This window comes from Hyalangium ruber, assembly GCF_034259325.1.
GTDB lineage: Bacteria > Myxococcota > Myxococcia > Myxococcales > Myxococcaceae > Hyalangium_A > Hyalangium_A rubrum.
Genome location: NZ_JAXIVS010000008.1, coordinates 57359 through 76054, shown reverse-complemented (window position 1 = coordinate 76054; position 18696 = coordinate 57359). Strand labels below are relative to the sequence as shown.

16 protein-coding genes are annotated in these 18696 nt (G+C 67.2%); 8 read left to right on the top strand and 8 right to left on the bottom strand.

From position 1 onward, the window contains the following. The first annotated feature begins 32 nt into the window (after positions 1-32). Together SYV04_RS23385 and SYV04_RS23380 are read left to right on the top strand one after the other, a co-directional pair. Complete coding sequence (locus SYV04_RS23385; RefSeq protein ID WP_321548082.1) at positions 33-3899, top strand: Kelch repeat-containing protein; 3867 nt, start codon at positions 33-35, stop codon at positions 3897-3899. A 265-nt stretch (positions 3900-4164) separates the two neighbouring features. Continuing rightward, the gene (locus SYV04_RS23380) at positions 4165-4578 is read left to right on the top strand and encodes a hypothetical protein (RefSeq protein WP_321548081.1); all 414 of its coding nucleotides are present in this window, start codon (positions 4165-4167) and stop codon (positions 4576-4578) included. Here the strand turns inward: SYV04_RS23380 and SYV04_RS23375 are convergent. Both SYV04_RS23375 and SYV04_RS23370 read right to left on the bottom strand, forming a co-directional pair. Then, entirely contained in the window at positions 4503-5498 is a 996-nt protein-coding gene (locus tag SYV04_RS23375; protein WP_321548080.1) for an extracellular catalytic domain type 1 short-chain-length polyhydroxyalkanoate depolymerase, read from the bottom strand. The two genes, SYV04_RS23380 and SYV04_RS23375, sit on opposite strands and share 76 nt — an antisense overlap. Positions 5499-5531: 33 nt before the next feature. Continuing rightward, on the bottom strand, positions 5532-6332 hold the full coding sequence (locus tag SYV04_RS23370; protein ID WP_321548079.1) for an alpha/beta fold hydrolase: 801 nt from the start codon (positions 6330-6332) through the stop codon (positions 5532-5534). A gap of 122 nt (positions 6333-6454) precedes the next feature. On the opposite strand from SYV04_RS23370, the gene SYV04_RS23365 reads away from it, so the two are divergent. Continuing rightward, the gene (locus tag SYV04_RS23365) at positions 6455-7099 is read left to right on the top strand and encodes a TetR/AcrR family transcriptional regulator (protein WP_321548078.1); all 645 of its coding nucleotides are present in this window, start codon (positions 6455-6457) and stop codon (positions 7097-7099) included. A 2-nt stretch (positions 7100-7101) separates the two neighbouring features. On the opposite strand, the gene SYV04_RS23360 is transcribed toward SYV04_RS23365, so the two are convergent. Continuing rightward, positions 7102-7245, bottom strand: coding sequence for a hypothetical protein (locus tag SYV04_RS23360; RefSeq protein WP_321548077.1), 144 nt, complete (start codon positions 7243-7245; stop codon positions 7102-7104). A 44-nt stretch (positions 7246-7289) separates the two neighbouring features. Next, entirely contained in the window at positions 7290-8465 is a 1176-nt protein-coding gene (locus tag SYV04_RS23355; protein WP_321548076.1) for an AI-2E family transporter, read from the bottom strand. 213 nt (positions 8466-8678) lie between these two features. Here SYV04_RS23355 and SYV04_RS23350 point away from each other — a divergent pair, with 213 nt between their 5' ends. Together SYV04_RS23350 and SYV04_RS23345 are read left to right on the top strand one after the other, a co-directional pair. Continuing rightward, positions 8679-10511, top strand: a complete 1833-nt coding sequence (locus tag SYV04_RS23350) for a hypothetical protein (RefSeq protein ID WP_321548075.1) — start codon at positions 8679-8681, stop codon at positions 10509-10511. A 161-nt stretch (positions 10512-10672) separates the two neighbouring features. Then, on the top strand, positions 10673-12451 hold the full coding sequence (locus SYV04_RS23345) for a transglycosylase SLT domain-containing protein (RefSeq protein WP_321548074.1): 1779 nt from the start codon (positions 10673-10675) through the stop codon (positions 12449-12451). Here the strand turns inward: SYV04_RS23345 and SYV04_RS23340 are convergent. After that, a complete protein-coding gene (locus SYV04_RS23340; protein WP_321548073.1) occupies positions 12448-12939 on the bottom strand; it encodes an NADAR family protein in 492 nt (163 codons plus the stop codon). The two genes, SYV04_RS23345 and SYV04_RS23340, sit on opposite strands and share 4 nt — an antisense overlap. 107 nt (positions 12940-13046) lie before the next feature. Here SYV04_RS23340 and SYV04_RS23335 point away from each other — a divergent pair, with 107 nt between their 5' ends. Together SYV04_RS23335 and SYV04_RS23330 are read left to right on the top strand one after the other, a co-directional pair. After that, positions 13047-13661 carry a carbonic anhydrase gene (locus SYV04_RS23335; protein WP_321548072.1) on the top strand — a complete coding sequence of 205 codons (615 nt, stop codon included), beginning with the start codon at positions 13047-13049 and terminating at the stop codon, positions 13659-13661. A 187-nt stretch (positions 13662-13848) separates the two neighbouring features. Then, positions 13849-15534 carry a vWA domain-containing protein gene (locus SYV04_RS23330; protein WP_321548071.1) on the top strand — a complete coding sequence of 562 codons (1686 nt, stop codon included), beginning with the start codon at positions 13849-13851 and terminating at the stop codon, positions 15532-15534. Here SYV04_RS23330 and SYV04_RS23325 read toward each other — a convergent pair. Next, a complete protein-coding gene (locus tag SYV04_RS23325) occupies positions 15513-16370 on the bottom strand; it encodes a hypothetical protein (RefSeq protein ID WP_321548070.1) in 858 nt (285 codons plus the stop codon). The two genes, SYV04_RS23330 and SYV04_RS23325, sit on opposite strands and share 22 nt — an antisense overlap. Continuing rightward, complete coding sequence (locus SYV04_RS23320) at positions 16367-17437, bottom strand: cupin-like domain-containing protein (protein ID WP_321548069.1); 1071 nt, start codon at positions 17435-17437, stop codon at positions 16367-16369. Before SYV04_RS23320 ends, SYV04_RS23325 begins: the two co-directional genes overlap by 4 nt. 47 nt (positions 17438-17484) lie before the next feature. Between SYV04_RS23320 and SYV04_RS23315 the strand changes: the two genes are divergently transcribed. After that, the gene (locus tag SYV04_RS23315) at positions 17485-17652 is read left to right on the top strand and encodes a hypothetical protein (protein WP_321548068.1); all 168 of its coding nucleotides are present in this window, start codon (positions 17485-17487) and stop codon (positions 17650-17652) included. Between the two features lie 12 nt (positions 17653-17664). Here the strand turns inward: SYV04_RS23315 and SYV04_RS23310 are convergent, their stop codons facing one another. After that, positions 17665-18663 carry a cupin-like domain-containing protein gene (locus SYV04_RS23310; RefSeq protein WP_321548067.1) on the bottom strand — a complete coding sequence of 333 codons (999 nt, stop codon included), beginning with the start codon at positions 18661-18663 and terminating at the stop codon, positions 17665-17667. Positions 18664-18696 lie beyond the last annotated feature (33 nt).

Genomic DNA, 18696 nt, shown 5'->3' with positions numbered 1-18696 from the left:
CACTGCTCGAGAGTGTCTGCGAAGGGGGAACCATGCACCACGATTCACCGGGGAGGTCTCTGCGCATCGCCACCACCCTGCTGGCCATCCTGGCGGGATGCACGAACGCCCCCGTTGGCGCGCCCGAGGCGCTCAGCGCCTTGCCGCGGTCCGTCTCCTCCGGCGACGAGGGCACCTGGAGCGCCACGGGCCGCATGGGCGCGGGGCGATTGCTGCACATGGCGACCCGATTGCCGGATGGACGGGTCCTCGCCATGGGCGGCTACAACCGCTCGGCGGAACTCTATGATCCGACCACCGGGGCCTGGAGCCGCACGGCCGATACCCTCAACACCCACCGCAGGGCCACGGCCACGCTCCTTCAGAACGGCCAGGTGCTCGTCGCGGGGGCGGGGGGCCCCGAATGGGACAGCGGTATCTCCGCGGCCCTCTACGACTCCGCGACAAGCACCTGGACCGCGACGGGAAGCCTGGCGACCCCGCGCTTCCACCACACCGCCACCCTGCTGCTGGACGGCCGGGTGCTCGTGGTGGGCGGAGCAGACGGTGAGTACGGCGGCAGCGTGCTGGCGTCGGCCGAGCTCTATGACCCGACGCGCGGCGGCTGGACCCCCGCCGGATCCATGACGATGGCCCGCCGAAACCACACCGCCACCCGCCTGCCGGACGGCAAGGTCCTGGTCATCGGCGGCAACGATGGCGGAGGGACGCTCCAGCGCTCCGCCGAGGTGTACGATCCGGCCAACGGAACTTGGCGCCCGGTGGCGAACATGGCCATGGCCCGCGCCTACCACTCGGCCACGCTGCTGCCGAACGGCAAGGTGCTCGTCGCGGGCGGTGGCGGTTCCGACTGGGAGAGCAGTGCCTCCGTGGAGGTGTTCGATCCCAGCAGTGACTCCTGGACGGCCAGCGCCGGCATGACGAAGCCTCGCCGCTACCACTCGGCGACGCTCCTGCCCACGGGACTCGTGCTCGTCGCGGGTGGCTTCCACGAGTACACCGGCACCCTCGCCGAGGCCGAGGTGTATGACGCCTCCAACGCCTCATGGCGCCCCGCGGGAGCCATGACGAACCGCCGCTACCTCCACACGGCAACCCTGCTGACGAATGACCGAGTCCTCGTCGCGGGCGGCTTCAGCACCGGGGATCAGGCCTCCTCCGAACTCTACCTCCCCGCTTCCAGCACCCCGGAAGTCCCCACCGAGCCACAGGGGACCAGCCTCTTGCTGCAGGTCATCGACACCTCTGGAGCTCCGATTCCAGCGGCCGCGGTCTCCTCGGGGGGCGCGCTGTTTCCCACGGACAGCTCTGGGCACCTGCTCTTCGAGAACCTGCCCGCGGGACGCTTCCTCGCCCGCGTGGATGCGCTCGGCTTCACCTCTGCCTCGGCGGTGTTGCAACTTCGAGAGGGCGCGAAGGTCGGCTACCAGGTGACGCTGCACGCCCGGACCTCCGCCGCCACCTTCCAGGCCGAACAGGGCGGCATCATCGAAACGGAGAGCGTCCGCGTCACCGTCCCGCCGGGCGCCGTCGTGGATGCACTGGGGCAACCTGTCTCCGGCACCGTCGAGGTCACCCTCAACCCGATCGATCCCACCACCCAGCTTCCCCTCGCTCCTGGCCCGCTGAAGGGCGCGTCCTCCCACGGTGAGCCCGTGGAGCTCGAGAGCCTCTTCATGGCCGAGGTGAGCCTGTGGCACGACGGGGCCCCGGCCCAGCTCGCGCCGGAAGCCTCCGCCACGCTGGAGTTCATCCTCCCGGATGCCGTGGCCAGTCGTTTCCAGGCGGGGGAGACCATTCCCGCATGGTGGTTCGATCTGGATGCCGGCATCTGGCGCAAGGAGGGCGCGGGCACGCTCCAGGCCTCTGCCTCCCATCCCGGCAAGCTGTCCTGGGTCACCCAGGTGCATCACTTCACCTGGTGGAACTGCGACAACCCCTGGTGGGAGAAGAACTGCGTCAAGGTCCAAGTCCTGGACAATGACGGACAACCGGTCGCCAACGTCCCGGTGAATGCCCAGGGGATCAGCTACGCGGGCATCAGCGACACCGTCTACACAGGACCCGATGGCAGTGCCTTCACCGAGATCAAGCGGGGAGGCACCGCCAAGGTCTTCGGCGGCTCCAGCACCACGCCCATCACCGGTATCGCGTACATCACGGGGCCGGACGAGGCCACCTCCTGCGTGGGGGGTGTCTATACGACCGTCCTTCTCTCGCCGCCTCCGCGCATCTGTACCCCGGGCGCTTTCATTCCCTGCCCCTACTCGGGACCCGCGGGGACACGAGGCCAGGGCTTGTGTCGGGTCGGCGGGAAGCGGTGCAACACCCTCGGGACCCAGTGGAGCACCTGCCAGGGGGAGACGGTGCCCCAGGACGAGACCTGCGAGCTTCCTTTCGACGAGGACTGTGACGGGGTGATCAACGAGACCTGCAGCTGCTCCGCGAGCGAAGGCCAATCCTGCTACGGGGGTCCTCCCAGTACACAGGGGGTGGGCCTCTGCCATGAAGGCATCATCCGCTGTGATGCGTTCGGCAATGTCGTCTGCCAGGGGCAGCATGCGCCGGTGCGGGAGCGGTGCTCGACACCGGAAGACGACGACTGCGATGGCTCGACGACATGTGTCCCGCTGCCCGAGTGGGCTCGGACCCTGAGTGACGCCAGCGCACCGAGCCAGAAAGCGAGCCGCCTCGCCATGGACCGTTGGGGCAATGCGCTCATGACGGGCTCCTTCGCGGGCACCCTCCATCTGGGAGACGCTTCGCTCACGGGAGACGCGAACGACTTCTTCGTGGCGAAGTTCAGCCCCACCGGCCTGCACGTGTGGAGCCAGCTCATCCAGCGCGAGTCCGCGGAGACGGAACAGGACTTCCTGGCCGTGGACGGCGAGGATCACGTGTTGCTCGCCGGAAGCTTCACGGGCTCGCTCCAGGTGGGCGGTCAGACGCTCACCAGCGCGGGCCACTCCAGCATCTTCGTGGCGAAGCTGTCCCCGGATGGCGCCCTGCTCTGGGTTCAGAGCTTTGGCGGGGACGCTCCGGCCATGGCCTGGGCGGCGGGCATCGCCACGGACGGCGCGGGGCACGTGCTCGTCACGGGGAGGTTCCGGGGCAACTTCCGCATCGGCACCACGGAACACTCCGCCACGGGCCAGGCCATCTACGTGATGAAGCTCGATGGGAGCACGGGCCAGCCACTCTGGAGCAAGCGTTACCAGGCCGCGGGGAACGGGGGACAAGGGCAGAGCGAGGCCGTGGCCGTGGATCCCTCGGGCAACGTGCTCCTTGCGGGCTCCTTCTCTGGAACCCTCGACATCGATGGAGCGCTGATCAGCAACGAGGGCATCTATGGGGATGCCTTCGCCGTGAAGCTCGACGGCGGCACCGGAGGCAGGCTCTGGAGCCGGAGGATCAGCAACTACGACTTCAACGCGGGCGTGTACGAGTATGGGAAGCAGGTGGCGGCGGATGGCGCTGGCAACGTGCTGTTCCTGACGTGGGGCAGCCAGACGGGCGTCTCCCAACTGATGAAGCTCGAGCCGAATGGCGAAACCCTCTGGAGCAAGCGCGTGGACACGCAGGGTTTCTTGATGTCTCACCTGAGCCTGACCATCGATGCCCAGGGCAACGCGTTGATCGCGGGGGAGACGATGCCTCAGGGGCTGCCCGGTGCCTTCGTGGCCTGGTATGGCGCGGATGGCCAGCTGCGCACGGAGCGGGTCTTCGGTGGCTGGAGCAACAACGGACAGTACGCCGTCGCCATGGGGAGGGCCGCGGCGACCGACCCACAGGGGCACGTCCTCTTCACGGGAGAGTATTTCGGGAACGTGGACTTCGAGACGGGCCCCATGCCGGTCGAAGGGGGCATCTTCCTCGTGAAGCTCGACCCCACGCTCTGACGTGCGGAACTGCCCATTACCCAGCCCTTTCGGCACATTGATCCAATTCTGACTTTTGATGGATGCTCTCGGCTCAATCTCTCTCAGATTGCACTCCTGGCCCGACTCAACGGTGAACCCTTGCTCTCGTTTTGATGGACCTAATCTGTCTTTTCGCAATCGGCGGGTGCTGGTTCACGCGTGGAAAAACGACGGGCTCGCAGGAGGCGGTGTTCTCTGGCCGCGTCGTCGACCAGCGCGGCCAGTCGCTGGACGCTGATCCACCGTGTACCAGCTGCGTCCCGGCCAGAGCGGCCAGCTCTCGCTGCCAGTCGTCCCATCGATGAGGGAGCACGCGCCGAGCTCCCCAGCCGCCCGCTTCTGGTACTACGACCCGCAGAGCGGCTACTGGAAGCGAACCGGGGACGCCGTCCTCGACCCGTCGAGCGGCGCGTATGCGGGCAAGGTCGAGCACCTCTCCTTCATCAACACCGACATCGCGAAGTTCGACGCCGCCTGTCTCAAGGTCACGCTCGATCCATCGATCGCGCTGGGGCTGCGGCTGCGCATCCGCTACCACTCCGGCGGCACGCTTCATGACAGAGCCCCTCCGACACTCCGGCCTCAGCGCGAGTGCTGCTTGAGGAAGTCCCACATGATCGTCGTGGCGTCGGGACCCGAGGGATCCGCGAACGGGTAGGCGGCATCGCCCCCGGGCCATGCGTGATCCATCCCGTGGATCTCGTACTGCTGGACGAGCAACTTCCCGCCATAGACGTAGTCCTTGACGATGTAGTTGCGACCACCCGGCACGCTGCCATATCCGACGCGGGTCGCCGCGTAGCGCACGCTGTCGTTGTCGGAGCCGTCGTCCCCGTAGTCATTGGTCCGCAGGAACTGCTGCACCGTCTGCTCACCGTTGATCGGGTTGACGACGCTGTCCTCGGTGCCGTGGATGACGAGCACGGGCACCTGCCGGCGCTGCCGGCCCGAGCACGACCAGGCGTCATAGCCGCGATCATCCGGGTCGTAGATGCTGCCGAAGGCCATCGCATAGACACTGCCGGAGGCGGTGGTGGCCGCCTTGTACATCGCCCCCGCCCCTACCATGCCGGCGGCGAATACATCCGAGTGACAGGCCAGCAGGATGCTGGTCATGACCGCGCCCGCGGAGACCCCTCCGACATACACACGGCGCGAATCCACCGAGTAGTGACTCTTCACCCAGCCCACCATGCCCACGATGATGGAGGGCTCACCAATGCCACGCTCCTGGTTGCTGGAGAGCATGAAGTTCCAACACTGCGTGCCATTGGCCAGCGTCGACTGGTTCGGATAGAGGACCAGGAACTTCTCGGCGTCCGCTTTTTGATTCAGTCGCGAGAGGCCGGCGAACTGATCGGGATTCTGGAGACAGCCGTGCAGACCCACCACGAGCGGGAGCGCCTGCCCCGGCTGATATCCGGTCGGTACCCAGAGCTGGAAGCCGCGAGTGCCCCAGATGTTCGTATAGGTACCGTGGACCCATGAGCCCGCGTAGGCCGGGACTCCTCCCACGAGTGTGAAGAGCACGAGCAGCAACACACCGGTACGCGCGAAAGCGCCAGCATTCCGCTTCATGGACATCTCCTTGTCTTCTGCTTTGGGGGAAGCTCAGTTCGGGCGTTGTGCTTCGAGCTCGCGAAGGAAGCCTTTCGCCGCCTCGGCGACCTGCTCGGGCTGATCGAGCGGCGCGGCATGGCCAGAGTCCTTCAGCTCCTGGAGGCGAGCGTCCCTCATGAGAGCGACGTATGCCTTCTTCGTGGCCAGCGGCGTGTAATCGCGCTCGGAGGAGAGCACCAGGACAGGACAGGAGACGTCCTTCAAGCGTTCCCGGACGCTCCAGCCAACGAGTCCCCGCGTCGCCCGTAGATAGGCATCCGGGTCGTTGGCGCCGATGCCCTCCACCACCCTCCGCCGGAGCTCCTCCTGCTCGGGCTTGGGGAAGAGCTTCGGAGCGAGCACCTTCGCCAGGCTCTTCGGCCCGAGGAGCTTCAGCAACGCCAACCGCGTCGCGAAGGAGAGCTTCATGCGCAACGTCCGGGCGACCACCTCCGGCCCACTGTTGACGATGACCAGGCTGCGCACGAGCTCCGGCCGATCCACCGAGAGCTGAAAGCCGATCATCCCTCCCATCGAGAGGCCGACGACGTGGACACGGGCGAGGCCCAGGCGGTCACACAACGCGGCGATGTCCCGGGCAAAGAGCGGCACGCCATAGGCCCCCGCTGGCTTGTCGCTGCGCCCATGGCCTCGGGTGTCAGGAACGATGACACGGTGGTGGGCGGCGAGCCGAGGCGCGACGAACTCCCAATCGCGCCCGGAGGAACCGAGTCCGTGCAGGAGCAGCACGGGAGTTCCCTCGCCAGCCTCCTCGAAGTGAAGGGACAGTCCATCCAGCGAGAGCGTGGGCATGGTCGAGGCCTCGGGATAGGGTGGGCGCCTGAACGAACGCTCATCCCCTGATCGCTTGAACAGTGCGGTCGCTACATGCCAGGAAGAATACCTGAACGAACGATCGTTCAGCAACAACGCTCATGAAAACCCCGCCCCGGTTACGGCTGCGCCTTCAGAAGGCGACTTTTCCTCACACGACGGTGCCCGAGGGCACCCGGCGACGAATCCTGGAGGTGGGGTTGCAGCTCTTCGCCAGCCGGGGGTTTCACGACACGTCGGTTCGGGATCTCGCCAAGGAGCTGGAGCTACAGCCGAGCGCGCTCTACGCGCACTTCCCGTCCAAGGACCATGTCCTCGCGGAGCTCGTTCGGATTGGTCATGAGGCGCTGCACGCCGCGCTGCGCACGGCGCTGTTGAGCGCGGGCAGCCATCCGGCCGATCAGGTGCGAGCGCTCGTTCGGGCTCACACCCATCTCCATGCGACGTATCCGCAGATGGCCGTGGTGGTGAACGAAGAGCTCTACGCGCTGGCTCCCGAGCTCGCCGCACCCGCGCTGGCACTGCGGGACCAGTCCTCCGCGCTCCTGCTCGAGGTCATCGCGCGAGGAGAAGAACAGGGTGTGTTTGCCCCGCCGCACTCTGTCGTTACCGCGGTGGCGATCGCCGCGATGGGACTGCGCATCCCGTACTGGTTCGAGCCCAGTGACGCGCTCGACATCAACGCCCTCGCCGACCTCCATGCCGAGCTGGCACTCCGAATGCTGGGAGGCCGTACCACGACGTGAGCCTACTCGAGCTTCACGGGCACGCGGCGGGCGTTCGCCGCCAGGTAGCGGCGCCGGGCGCCATAGTCCATCGCGGAGTCCGACCAGGCCCCTGCGGGCGGACGCAGTGAACCTTGGTAGGCGCTGGTGACGGGGGGTTGCTCCATGGGCTCACGTCGTGGCTCCTGCCCATGGTACCGCCCCTCCCACGCTAATGGGAGTGCCGCTCCTCACCTCGTGAATCCAGAATGATGCCAGAGGGCTCCCATCCCTCGCCCTTGTCCACGGTGGGCTGGTTCTGCGGCGGCGTGGCAGGGTCTCCTGGGCGGGGAGAGGAACGGCCGTAGTCGCGCTCGTAGATGCGCAGCACGGCGAGGAAGAAGGCCACGCTGAGCGGCCCTAGGAGCAGTCCGATGGGACCGAAGATGGCCAGGCCTCCCAGCAGGGCGAAGAAGATGATGACCCCGTGCATGTGCATGCCACGCTTGACCAGCAGCGGCTTGACCACGTTGTCCGAGAGCCCCACCACGATGATGCCCCAGGCCGCCAGGAAGATGGCCGCCACGGGGTGGCCGGTGGCGAGCAGCAACAGGGAGGCGGCCAGGCACACCACCGCGGCGCCCACGGCGGGGATGAGCGCGAAGACGAAGGTGATGGCCGCGAAGAAGATGGGTACGGGCACGCGGGCGATGAGATAGCCCGCCAGCGCGGCCACAGCCTGCACTCCCGCGGTGGCGATGCTGGACACCAGCACCGACCGGGTGACGCTGCGGAACTCGAGCAGCAACTCCGTCGTCTGCCCCCGCTTGAGGGGAGACACGCTCTCCAGCCACTTGACGAGCCGCGGTCCGTCCAGCAGCAGGAAGTAGAGCGCGATGAGCATCATCACGGTCTGGAAGATCAACGAGCCAGTGGCCGCCATCACTCCGCCCACCGTCTGGGCGGCGGTGGCACCTCGGGAGCTCAACTGCTCCTGCACGGTCTGCCACATGCCGGCGCTCCCCGCCTGGAAGCTCTCCAGCATCCGGGAGGCATGGCCCTTCAAGGGGCCCGGGACGTAGGTCACCAGTCCCTCCAGCCCTCGTTGCTGCACCGTGGTGGAGATGAAGTTCACCCCTTCGATGATCTGGGACACGATGAAGGTGGTGAGGGCCGCCAGCGGCACCAGCAGCGCCAGGACGATGCCGAGGCAGATGAGGCCGGCGGCCACCCCTCCCCTCCCACGCAAGCGCCGTGTCAGCCGCGTCTGCAGGCCATGGAAGGCTCCGGCCAGCACCGCGGCCAGGAAGAAGGCCTCGAAGAAGGGCGAGATGACCAGCAATACCAGAGCAATGGATAGGAGGATGAGCCCGACGAAGACCCGCCGGGCTCCTTGTGCGGTGGCCATGAGGAAACGATGGTGGCGCCCCCTCTCTGGGCGGTAGGGGGCATTGCCACGTTCGCGCGCAGCCCTTCAGGGGCTCCCTCGGCCGCTCCCTCCACCCAGGCCACGGAGGACCGGAGCAGCGTCCGTTGACAACATTTCCGGCTTGCTGCCATGACCCCCACTCTCCGTACGCCTGATCCGCTCCCTCCGCGTACTGGCAATGCGAGGTCATTCTTGAACGGTCGGTCCGCGCTCGGTTCGTTGCTGCTCGGGTTGCTGCTGCCGCTATTTGCGTGTGAGCCAGAGGCCCCCTCGGTGCGGCTCACCGTTCTCGACCCGGCCGCGGGAGAGGTGGGCGCGTCGATGACGGCGAAGCTCGAACTGACGGGTGAAGTCGAAGACGCCTCCATCCGGGTCTTCACCCGCAGCATGCCGAGCACGCCGCTGCGCACCGGGCAGTGCCGTGAGACCTGCACGTTGACCTTTGATGATCTGCCCTCCGGCACCTTCGAGGTCCAGGGCTTCCTCACCCCCAGGCAGGACGACGGCGTGCCGGCGGAGGAGCTCACCAGCGAGCGGCTGTCGTTCACCCTCGACGCACAGCCGCTGACGGCGCTCCTCATCCCCACTTCGGGCAACACCCTCAAGGTCCTCTTCCTCAAGCCGGTGCTCGCCTCGAGCATCAACGCAAGCACCGTGCAACTGACGCGGACCGTGCAGACCGGCCCCAACAGGAGCGACACGCGCACCGAGCCCGTGGAAACCACCCTGACCCTGAACGACCGCACCCTCACCATCGCGGGAAACTTTGGCGCCCCTGCCCTGCTCACCTTGAAGATCGACGGCGTGCGCGACGCGCCAGGCAACCGCTGCGTGAAGACCCTCACCGCCAGCCGGTCCTTCTTCAGCAACGGCCCTGACCTGCGCGATTACGTGACGCTGGGCTCTCAGGACCGGCTCCGCCGTGACTCGCAGGGCAGGCTCTATCACCTGGCCAAGGGCACGGCCTGGAGGCTGGACGGCCTCGAGTGGACCTCCGTGGCGACGTGGAGCCCGGACTACGAACAGGACTACGACCTCGAGCTGGGAGGCGCTCCCGTGGTGGCGCAGAACACCATCACCAACGTCTACGTCCCCGAGACAGGCACCACGCGGATCGTGCGCGAGCTGCGCGTGCAACGCTGGGACGGCGGGGCAGTGGCGGACCTCGGCGGGGTGCTCACGACCACCATCAACCAACCCATCATCCCCTCGCTGCGGATCGACCCCCAAGGCCGCCCGGTGGTCCTGGTGACGGTCAGCGAGCCGAGCGCCACCACCCTCAAGCTGCTGCGCTGGAACGGCACGCAGTGGGACAGCCTGTCCGACAGGCTCAATGATGGCTCGGCGCAGTACACCCTGGGCCTGGGTGGCGGGCGGACCGGGGACGTCGTGGTCGGCTGGCAGGAGTCCGTCAATGGCCAGCTGCGCACCTTCCTGCGACGCGTGGAGGAGAGCGGCGCGCTCTCGCCACTGGACATCGCGCCCGGCCAGGCGGTGCCGCAGCTCGAGACGCTGACCTACAACACGGCCGGTCAGGCCTTCGTCACGGGTGTGCTGCCCGGCAGCGCCATCCCTACCCTGGTGTATCGCCGTGGCGCTTCGAGTTGGGAGGCGCTGGGCGGCGCCAACGAGCGCATCACCTCCTTGACCACCGACCCGAGCGGCGCTCCCGTCATCTTCACCGTGCGCTACGACCAGAACGGCTCGACGGTCAACGATCCGGGAGATCCCTATAGTGGATATACGCCCAACATCTACGTCTCGCTGAGCGGCTACCGGCACGACGGACAGAACTGGGGACCGATCCCCGGTGCCACACACCCGATCCTCGAGACCCAGCAGGCGCCCTGGATGACGGACTCCCCACCCGACTACGCGCTCGGGCCCTCGACGGTGGCGCTCGCCTCGCACTACCTGCCGGACGGAACGCTGTGGCTGCTCAAGCTTCGGGGCTTCATCGACTTCAGCACCGGCGGCGCCGGCACCGCGCGCACGAAGCTGCTGCGAGCGCGCCACGCCCCCTGACCGCCCGCGACGGGTGCGAGCTATGCTCGGCCGCGATGCGGAACAGGCGCAGGGTCAAGCTCGCGGGGTACATACTCTGGCTCCTCCTCTTGGGGATGCTCGGCCCATGGGGCGCTCCACCTTCCGCGTGGGCGCAATCCCCCTCCCCCTCTGATGGGGGCGTGGACGTACACACCCAGGAGCGCTCCATCGAGGACCTGCGAATCGCGCTGCAGGGACGTCGCTCTCCGGCCGCCCAGCAGCTTCGCCTGGCGATCGAGGCCACACCCCGCCAGCCCGCGGAGACGCTGCGGTTGGCGGTACTCCTTCAGCAAGACCCGCTCTTCGCCCCTTATGGCTTGCAACTGGAGGCCGCGAACTCGCGCACCTCGGCGAGGGAATTCATCCTCCTGGGCAAACACGCAGAGGCGCTGGAGGCCGCGCAGAAGGCGCTCACGCTCTTCCAGCGGGCCTCCGATAACTGTCCGTCCCCACTCGCGGTGAGAAAGCTGCCCGAGGAACTCGGACGCACCCAGTCCGTGGCCGGAGAGGCCTACCACGGGCAGCAGCAATGGGCCGAAGCGCAGCGGACTTACGAGAGCGCGTTCGCCCACTTCGCAGCCAGCGGGTTGCTGAAGAGCTTCCTCCCGGAGACGCTCGGTCGCTATGCGGAGGCCTGCGCCCGGCAGGTGCCACCCTCAAAGACACGGGGCGTGGCGCTGTCTCCGTCCTGCCTGGAGTGGCTGCGCCGGTTCGTCCAGTTGGAGGGGCAGAGCTCGCCCAAGGCCCAGGCGATCGCGAAACACGTCGCCCTCAAGGCACTCGGAGACCTCCGCCCGCCCGCCTCGGCGCGGACACCCGCCCCCAGCGCGGCCCTGGACACCCAGGCGTTCGCGCAGGCGATGGACCTCTACCGCGCCCGGAAATTCGAGCAGGCCTCCTCCGCATTCCAGGCGTTGCCGGAGACCTACCCCACGTCGCCTCACGTCCTTCGCTCCCGCTACTGGCGAGGCCGCTCGCTCGCCCAAAGCAAGAAGCCCAAGGAGGCCAAGCAGGTCTTCCAGGCGCTCGTGGAGGACGCGCCGCTCACCTATTACGGCCTGCTGGCGGCGCTGGCCTCGGGTGAGGACCTGCAAGCCAGGATTGCCTCTCTCACTCCGAAGGCGTCGACGCGCGATCCCGTCCTCACGCAGTGCGAGTTCACACGCGTGGAGCGAGCCGAGCACTTCCTGAGCGAGGGAATGGGGACCTCCGCCGCGGAGGAGCTCCAGGGGCTGGCGACCCGCGAAGTGGCACGGTTCGGCTCCTCCTTTCTGCTGTATCTCGCGATGCTGCACTCGGAGGCTGGCGATGACCCGGTGACGTTCCTGGCCGTGTCGGAGTTGCTCCGACGCAAGCACCCCAGCGCGCTCACGCCCTTCACGCTTCGGCTGCTGTTCCCGCCGAGGCACCTGGAGCTGGTCCAGAAGTACGCGACCGAGCACCAGCTGGAACCCGCCCTCGTGCTGAGCGTGATGAAGCAGGAGTCCTCCTTCAGGCCCACGGCGGTGTCCGATCAAGGAGCCGTCGGGCTGATGCAGCTCTTGCCGAGCACCGCCGAGGAGATGGAGAAGGGAATCGGCAAGCAGCTCTCGCAGGTGGAGCCCAATATCCGGGTCGGGACGAAGTACCTGCGCAAGCTGCTCAACCATTTCTGCGGCAACCGCGCCCTCGCGCTCGCGGGCTACAACGCCGGCATGAGGAAGGTCGCCAACTGGAGGAAGCAGGGCCTCGTCCAAGACGAGCTCATCGACTTCATCGAAGCCCTGCCGGTTCGGGAAACGCGCGACTACGTGTCCCAGATCATCCGCAACCACTACTGGTACTCATCGCGGGTCATCGACACGAAGCCGCTGCCGATGGAGCACTTCTGGAGCTCGGGCGCCTCGGCCAAGACCCAGAAGGGGCGCTGCCCTCCCTAGGCTTTGCCCTGAAGGTCCTCCCGCAGACGCGTGAGCACCTTCCCCAGCAGGTTCTGCCCCCGCCAAAGCGAGGGATCCTGAATGCGAGGATCCTCCGCCGAGAGCCCCACACCCCAGATGCGATCCAGGGGGCTGGCCTCCACCAACTCCGTGCCCGCCGTGGCCAGCAGCGCCTTCAGCAGCTCGTCACTCTGGGTAAACTTGGCGTGGTTGCCTTCATAGACGATGCGCTCCCGCTCGCGCTTCCACACCTGGTCATCGAAGCCTCGCACCTTGCGTCCCAGCGCCTTGTGCGTCTTAGGAGACTCGCTGGCCAGGATGCGCCTGGCCACCTCCAGGTCTCCGAACAACACCGCCTTGCCATGCATCATGTACTGCTCAGCGCACATGAACGGCTTGCCCTCCACCACGAACCGCGACGGGTACCACTGAGAGAAGGGGGACTCCGAGCGCCAGAAGAAGGTGAACCTGCGCTGCTCATCAGCCATGGGCTTGCTCCCGGGGGTTAGTGTAGATTGAACACCCATGACGGAGAATTTCCGCGAACCTGACGGAGAGCATGGTGAGCGCGCGGCCCGTAAGGTAGAGGGGCCGCATGGATAACGCGCAGGCGGCGTTGGAGCGGCTCAAGGAAGGCAACCGGCGGTTCGTCAATCACCTGCGGAGCGCCGAGGTGTTGCTAAGCCAGCTGCGCCGGGGCGAGCTGGTGAAGGGCCAGAAGCCCTTCGCCATCGTCCTGGGCTGCTCGGACTCGCGGGTGCCCGCGGAGATCGTCTTCGACCAGGGGTTGGGAGACCTCTTCGTCATCCGCGTGGCGGGCAACATCGTGGCCCCCTCCCAGGTGGGCAGCGTCGAGTTCGCCGCCGAGGCCTTCGGCACCCGGCTCGTGGTGGTGATGGGTCACACCTCCTGTGGCGCCATCGACGTCACCCTCGACGTCATCGAGAACCCCCAAGCTCCGCGCTCACCCAACCTGCTGTCCATCGTGGACCGCGTCCGGCCCTCCATCGAGAGCCTGGTGCATACCGAGCTGGCGAAGGACCGCTCCCGTCTCATTCGCGAGGCGGTGCGTGCCAACGTGCGTGCCTCGGTCAACCACCTGCGGCACGGCTCGCGCATGCTCGAGAAGCTGGTGCTGGAGGACGGGCTGCGCGTCGTCGGAGCGGAGTACAGCCTGGAGAGCGGCGAGGTGGACTTCTTCGAGTCCTGAGCCGCGCGCGGGGAAGCAAGCAGGCCCGCATGAGCAAACCGTGAAGAAGAGATGAGGCTGCCTGGAGGCTCCCAGCGGCGATCCGTGCGACCTTCTTCGTGTACCGGTTGGCGCTGACCGGAAGCACGGAGGATGCATGTCGCACACTTCCCTTCACCCTCGGCCTCCCCGCTCCTCATGGAAGCGCATGGGGGGCTCCCTCTCGGTGGCGCTCCTGCTGGTCTTCGGGGCTGGCTGCGCCAGCAGGCCTTCGGCCAAGAGTTCCAGCCCTCCGCCCGTGAGTTCCTCCGAGGAAGTCGACACGGGGGAGTACCTTGAAGAGGTCATCGTCACGGGAAGGGCGACGAATGACTCTCCCCCACGGAGGGAGCGGCCCCCCAAGAAGGAGACATCCGCGGAATTCTCACGCGTGGCGGTGGTGAACGGCAAGCCGTACGCGGACATGTACTTCAAGCACTACGGGGTGAATCCCACCATCGACACGGAGGAGGAGAACGTCTCCACGTTCTCCGTGGACGTGGACAGCGCGTCCTATTCGCTGGCCCGCGCCTACCTCTCACGCGGCCACCTGCCCGCCGAGGAGGCCATCCGCGTGGAGGAGTTCATCAACGCGTTCAACTATGAGTACACGAAGCCGGGCGACGCGGCCTTCGGGGTGAAGGTGGAGGCGTTCCCCTCGCCCAACCGCCGCGGCTACCATGTGCTGCACGTGGGACTGCAGGGCCGAGCGGTGACCGCAGCCGAGCGCCAGCCCGCCGACCTCGTCTTCACCATCGACGTGTCGGGCTCCATGGAGCAGGAGAACCGGTTGGAGATGGTGAAGCGCGCGCTGGCGCTGCTGGTGAAGCAGCTCGATGAGCGCGACACGATCGCCATCGTCGTGTACGGCTCGGACGCTCGCGCGGTGCTTGAGCCCACGCGCGCCACGGAGCGCTCGCGCATCATGGCGGCCATCGACTCCCTGAAGCCGGAGGGCTCCACCAATGTCCAGGCCGGGCTGCAGGTGGCCTACGCCATCGCGGCACGCCAGGGGCGGGAGGGAGCCATCCGCCGCATCATCCTGTGCTCGGACGGAGTGGCGAACAACGGCGTCACCAACGCGGACGCCATCTTCGAGTCCGTGAAGGAGCACGCACGGCAGGGCGTGCGGCTCACCACCGTGGGCTTTGGGATGGGCAACTACAACGACGTGCTGATGGAGCGACTGGCGCAGATGGGGGATGGCCAGTACGCGTACGTGGATGAGATGGCCGAGGCGCGCAAGCTCTTCGTCGAACAGTTCACGGGCACGCTCCAGCTCATCGCGCGGGACGTGAAGGTGCAGGTCGAGTTCGACACGGCCGCGGTCTCCCGCTACCGGCTCATCGGCTTCGAGAACCGCCTGCTGAAGAAGGAGGAGTTCGCCAACGACCGGGTGGACGCGGGTGACATCGGCGCGGGGCACACCGTGACCGCGCTCTATGAGGTGAAGTTCCGCGACTCCCAGGCGCCCTCCTTCGCCACGCTGCGCATCCGCTACAAGGATCCGTCCACCCGGCTGGAGGAAGGCACGTCCCAAGAGGTGGTCCAGGCGCTACCGACGGCCATGGTCCGCCGGAGCCTGGAGGCGGCATCCGGCCCCGTGCAGCTCTCGCTCGTGGCGGGCCTGTTCGCCGAGAAGCTGCGCGGCTCTTACTGGGCGCGCAACGTGTCCTACCAGGAGCTGCTGCGCCTGTGGTACCGGCTCCCGGAGAACATCCGTGCCCGGGACGAGGTGACCGAGCTGCGCAACCTCATCCAACTGGCCCAGTCCTACGACATGCGCGGGGACAAGTTCGAGAGTGCCGGGCCCGTGGCGAACATGGACTTCGATCACCTGCCCGTGTCGCGGTGATCCAGGAGCCAAGCAGTGTTCCGCTCGGGGAGTGCGAACCCCTCGAAGGTCACCGCGAGGCTGTCTTCCGGCGCCTGGAGGCGGTACCACCACCCCACGGGGAGCAACAGCATCTCGCCGGCCGCCAGCTCCACATTCAGGCGCAGCGCGGGCGGTGCTGCTTCCTCCTCTTCTCGGGTGAGGCGGTGGAGTTCAAACGAGGGGACGAGTTGCAGAACGCACCGCCCCGAGACCTGACAGCGCAGCAGGTTCTTCCGCAGCGGCCCCAGGGGGAGCTCCGACCCGGCGGGCTCGAGGCTGAGCCGGGGCGCGCTGGCCTGAAGATCCTCGGCGGCGTAGCCGCGAGGCGGATGGAACTCGGCCAGCAGCGGCTTCCACTCCTCGCGCTCCAGCAAGGACACCGTCCCCTGGGTCAAGCCGAGCCGCTCGGTGAGCCGGGCCAACGTCCACTCGCCGAGGGCCGCCCAGCCGGTGAGCGCGCCCTGGACCACCACCGGCCGGTTGCGAAAGTAGTAGCGCTCGAAGAAGGCATCCGCGGACAGCGCCGCGTGCCGGTCCACCTGCTGGTGCGCCCCGGACTGCCGGAAGAACTCCGCGTAGACGTCCAGGAGCGTCTCCATCTTCCGCTGCATCTGTGCCACCCGCACGACGCCCTGGAAATGGGGATCCTGTGTCTCGGCCAGCAGGGCCGCTCGCGCTAACTCCGCGTCCACCCCACCCTTCACCAACACCTCCAGCAGGTCCTCTGCCTCCACTCCGAGCAGGAGGTTCTCGACGAGCCACTCCCTCCACTCGACGGAGAGCGCGGAAGGGCTTTTGCCCGAGTCCTGGGTCATGGAGTCTCCACCTTTCTCATGGCTGCACCCTCGCGGTCCGGATCCGGGCCGATCCAGCAGTTGCGCCAGTACGTGTTCCTCTCGGGGAGGTCAAAGCTCACGAACGTCACGGAGATGCTCACATCCAGGGCCTGCACGGCATGCCACCACCCCACGGGAATCAACAGCGCATCTCCCGGCCCCACTACGAAGTCCAGCACCGTGGCGCGCTGGAACTCCGGGAAGCGCGCGGGATCTGGCGTCCGAGGATCCACCGCGCTGTACAGCCCCTGATGGTTGTAGGCGCGGGGCAATTCGAACGAAGGGATGAGCCGGAAGCGCTTTCGCCCCAGCACCTGGCAGAAGAGCACGTTCAGGTGGTCGTGATGCAGGGCGGCCCAGGTGCCCGCCGGACCGAACCACAGGTGGACGCTGTCGGGGACGTGAACATCAGGACGAATGAAGCCCTTCGGCGGGCGGATGTCCTCCAACAAGGGCTGGAACGCCTCACGCTTCAACAGGCTGTTCCGAGCAACCATGTAGATGTCGTTCGTCTCCCGCGCAGCCTCGATCCGCGCGGCGTACTCGCGCATCGACAGTGAGGTCCTCAGGCGAGAGACGTGGAGGTCCGGCTGGTCCTCTGCGTCCCGCCCGGCCATCACCTCGACCTGAGCATCTCCGTATCGGTCCGCGAAGAACCTGGGCGACCAGTGCCGCAGCGCCGGCCAGTCCTCGAGCAGTCCTTCGATCACCACAGGCCGATTCTGGAAGTAGTAGCGCTCGAAGAACTCGACGGGGTCGAGCCGAGCCCGACGCTCGACTCCCTGTGCCTCGGGAGACTGCCGGTATAGCGCGCTGTAGGTGTCCAGGAGCGACTTCAGTCGCACCCGGTGTGGGAGATGGCGCGAAACCTTGCGCACAGCGGGATGGGCCGCGGCGGCTTCCAGCTCCGCGCGCGCCACCTCGGGCGCCACGCCCACCTGGAGCAGCGAGGAGAACAGCGCCTCCTGGGAGACGCCCTGGGCGAGGTTCTCGGCGATCCACTCTCGCACCGGAGGCGCGGAAGAAGCCTGGCGCTCATCCGTCATGGCGCGGGTATGATAAGAGGAGGAGCGGCTCTCGAAGCGAGGACTTCATGTCGAGCAACGGTGATTCGTCGTCGAAGCAGGGCAGGAACAGCTGGGCCATCGTCCCGAATCCGTTCATCGTCCCGGACCCTCCACCGAACCCCGGCGAAGAGACCTTCGAGCGCACCCGGCGCAAGCCGACCGCTCCGCCCTCCAAGCCGCCGCTCGCGCGCTGAGGGGTCGCGAAGTCACAGCAGTCGCCAGGGCGTGTTGCCCCCTGGAACCTCGAACGTCTGGAACGACACCGACACGCTCACATCGAGAGCGTGGACCCAGTGCCACCAGCCCACCGGGATGAAGAGCAGCTCTCCCGGCTCGAGCACGGCCTCCACCACATCCACATCGCGGTACGCGGGGAACCGCTCGAGGTCCGGGCGTGTGGCGTCCACCTCGCTCCAGACGCCGTGGTGATTGTAGAGACAGTGGAGTTCGAAGGACGGGATGAGCTTGAAGTGCTTCCGCCCGTGAACCTGCGCGAAGAGGATGTTGGACAGATCGTGGTGCAGCGAGGTGAGGGTCCCCGCGGGGCCCACCCAAAGCTTCACGGTCCGGTCGCGGACCGGGCGTAGGAACCCTTCCAGCGGGCGGAGATCGTCGAACATGCCGCGCAGCTCCGGCCGCTCCAGGGCGAAGTTGCGCGCGGTGAGATAGAGGTCGTTGGTGGGGCCGCCGCTCCGCAGCCGCTGGATGAAGTCTCTCAGGCTCATCACCGAGCGGAAGCGCTCGGGGGCGATGTCATGGACCGGGTCACTCTCCCGGCCGGCCATCACCTCCACCTGGACATCCCCAAAACGCTCGGCCAGGCGCTCCGGGCGCCAGCTCTCCATCGCGGGCCAGTCCTTCATCAACCCCTGGAGGATGACGGGCCGGTGTGCGTAGTAGTAGCGCTCGAAGAACTCGCTCGCGGAGAGGTCCGCCCGGCGCTCCAGGCGCTGGTGCCACCCGGACTGACGGTGCAGCACGGAATACGTCTCGAACAGCGCCCGAAGTTCACCCTGCCGCTGGGTAACGCGCGTCGCCGCCACCACCGCCGGGTGACGACGGGCCGCTTCCACCGCGGCCCGCGCCGTCTCGGACTCCACGCCCTCCCGAACCAGGCGCTCCGTCAGGAGCGCCGGGGGAACCCCTCGCGTGAGGTTTTCAGCCAACCAGGCCTGCTGCTCCGCCGCGAGGGGCTGCGAATCCATTCGTGCCACGCTACCTCAAGCCGTGGTTGGACG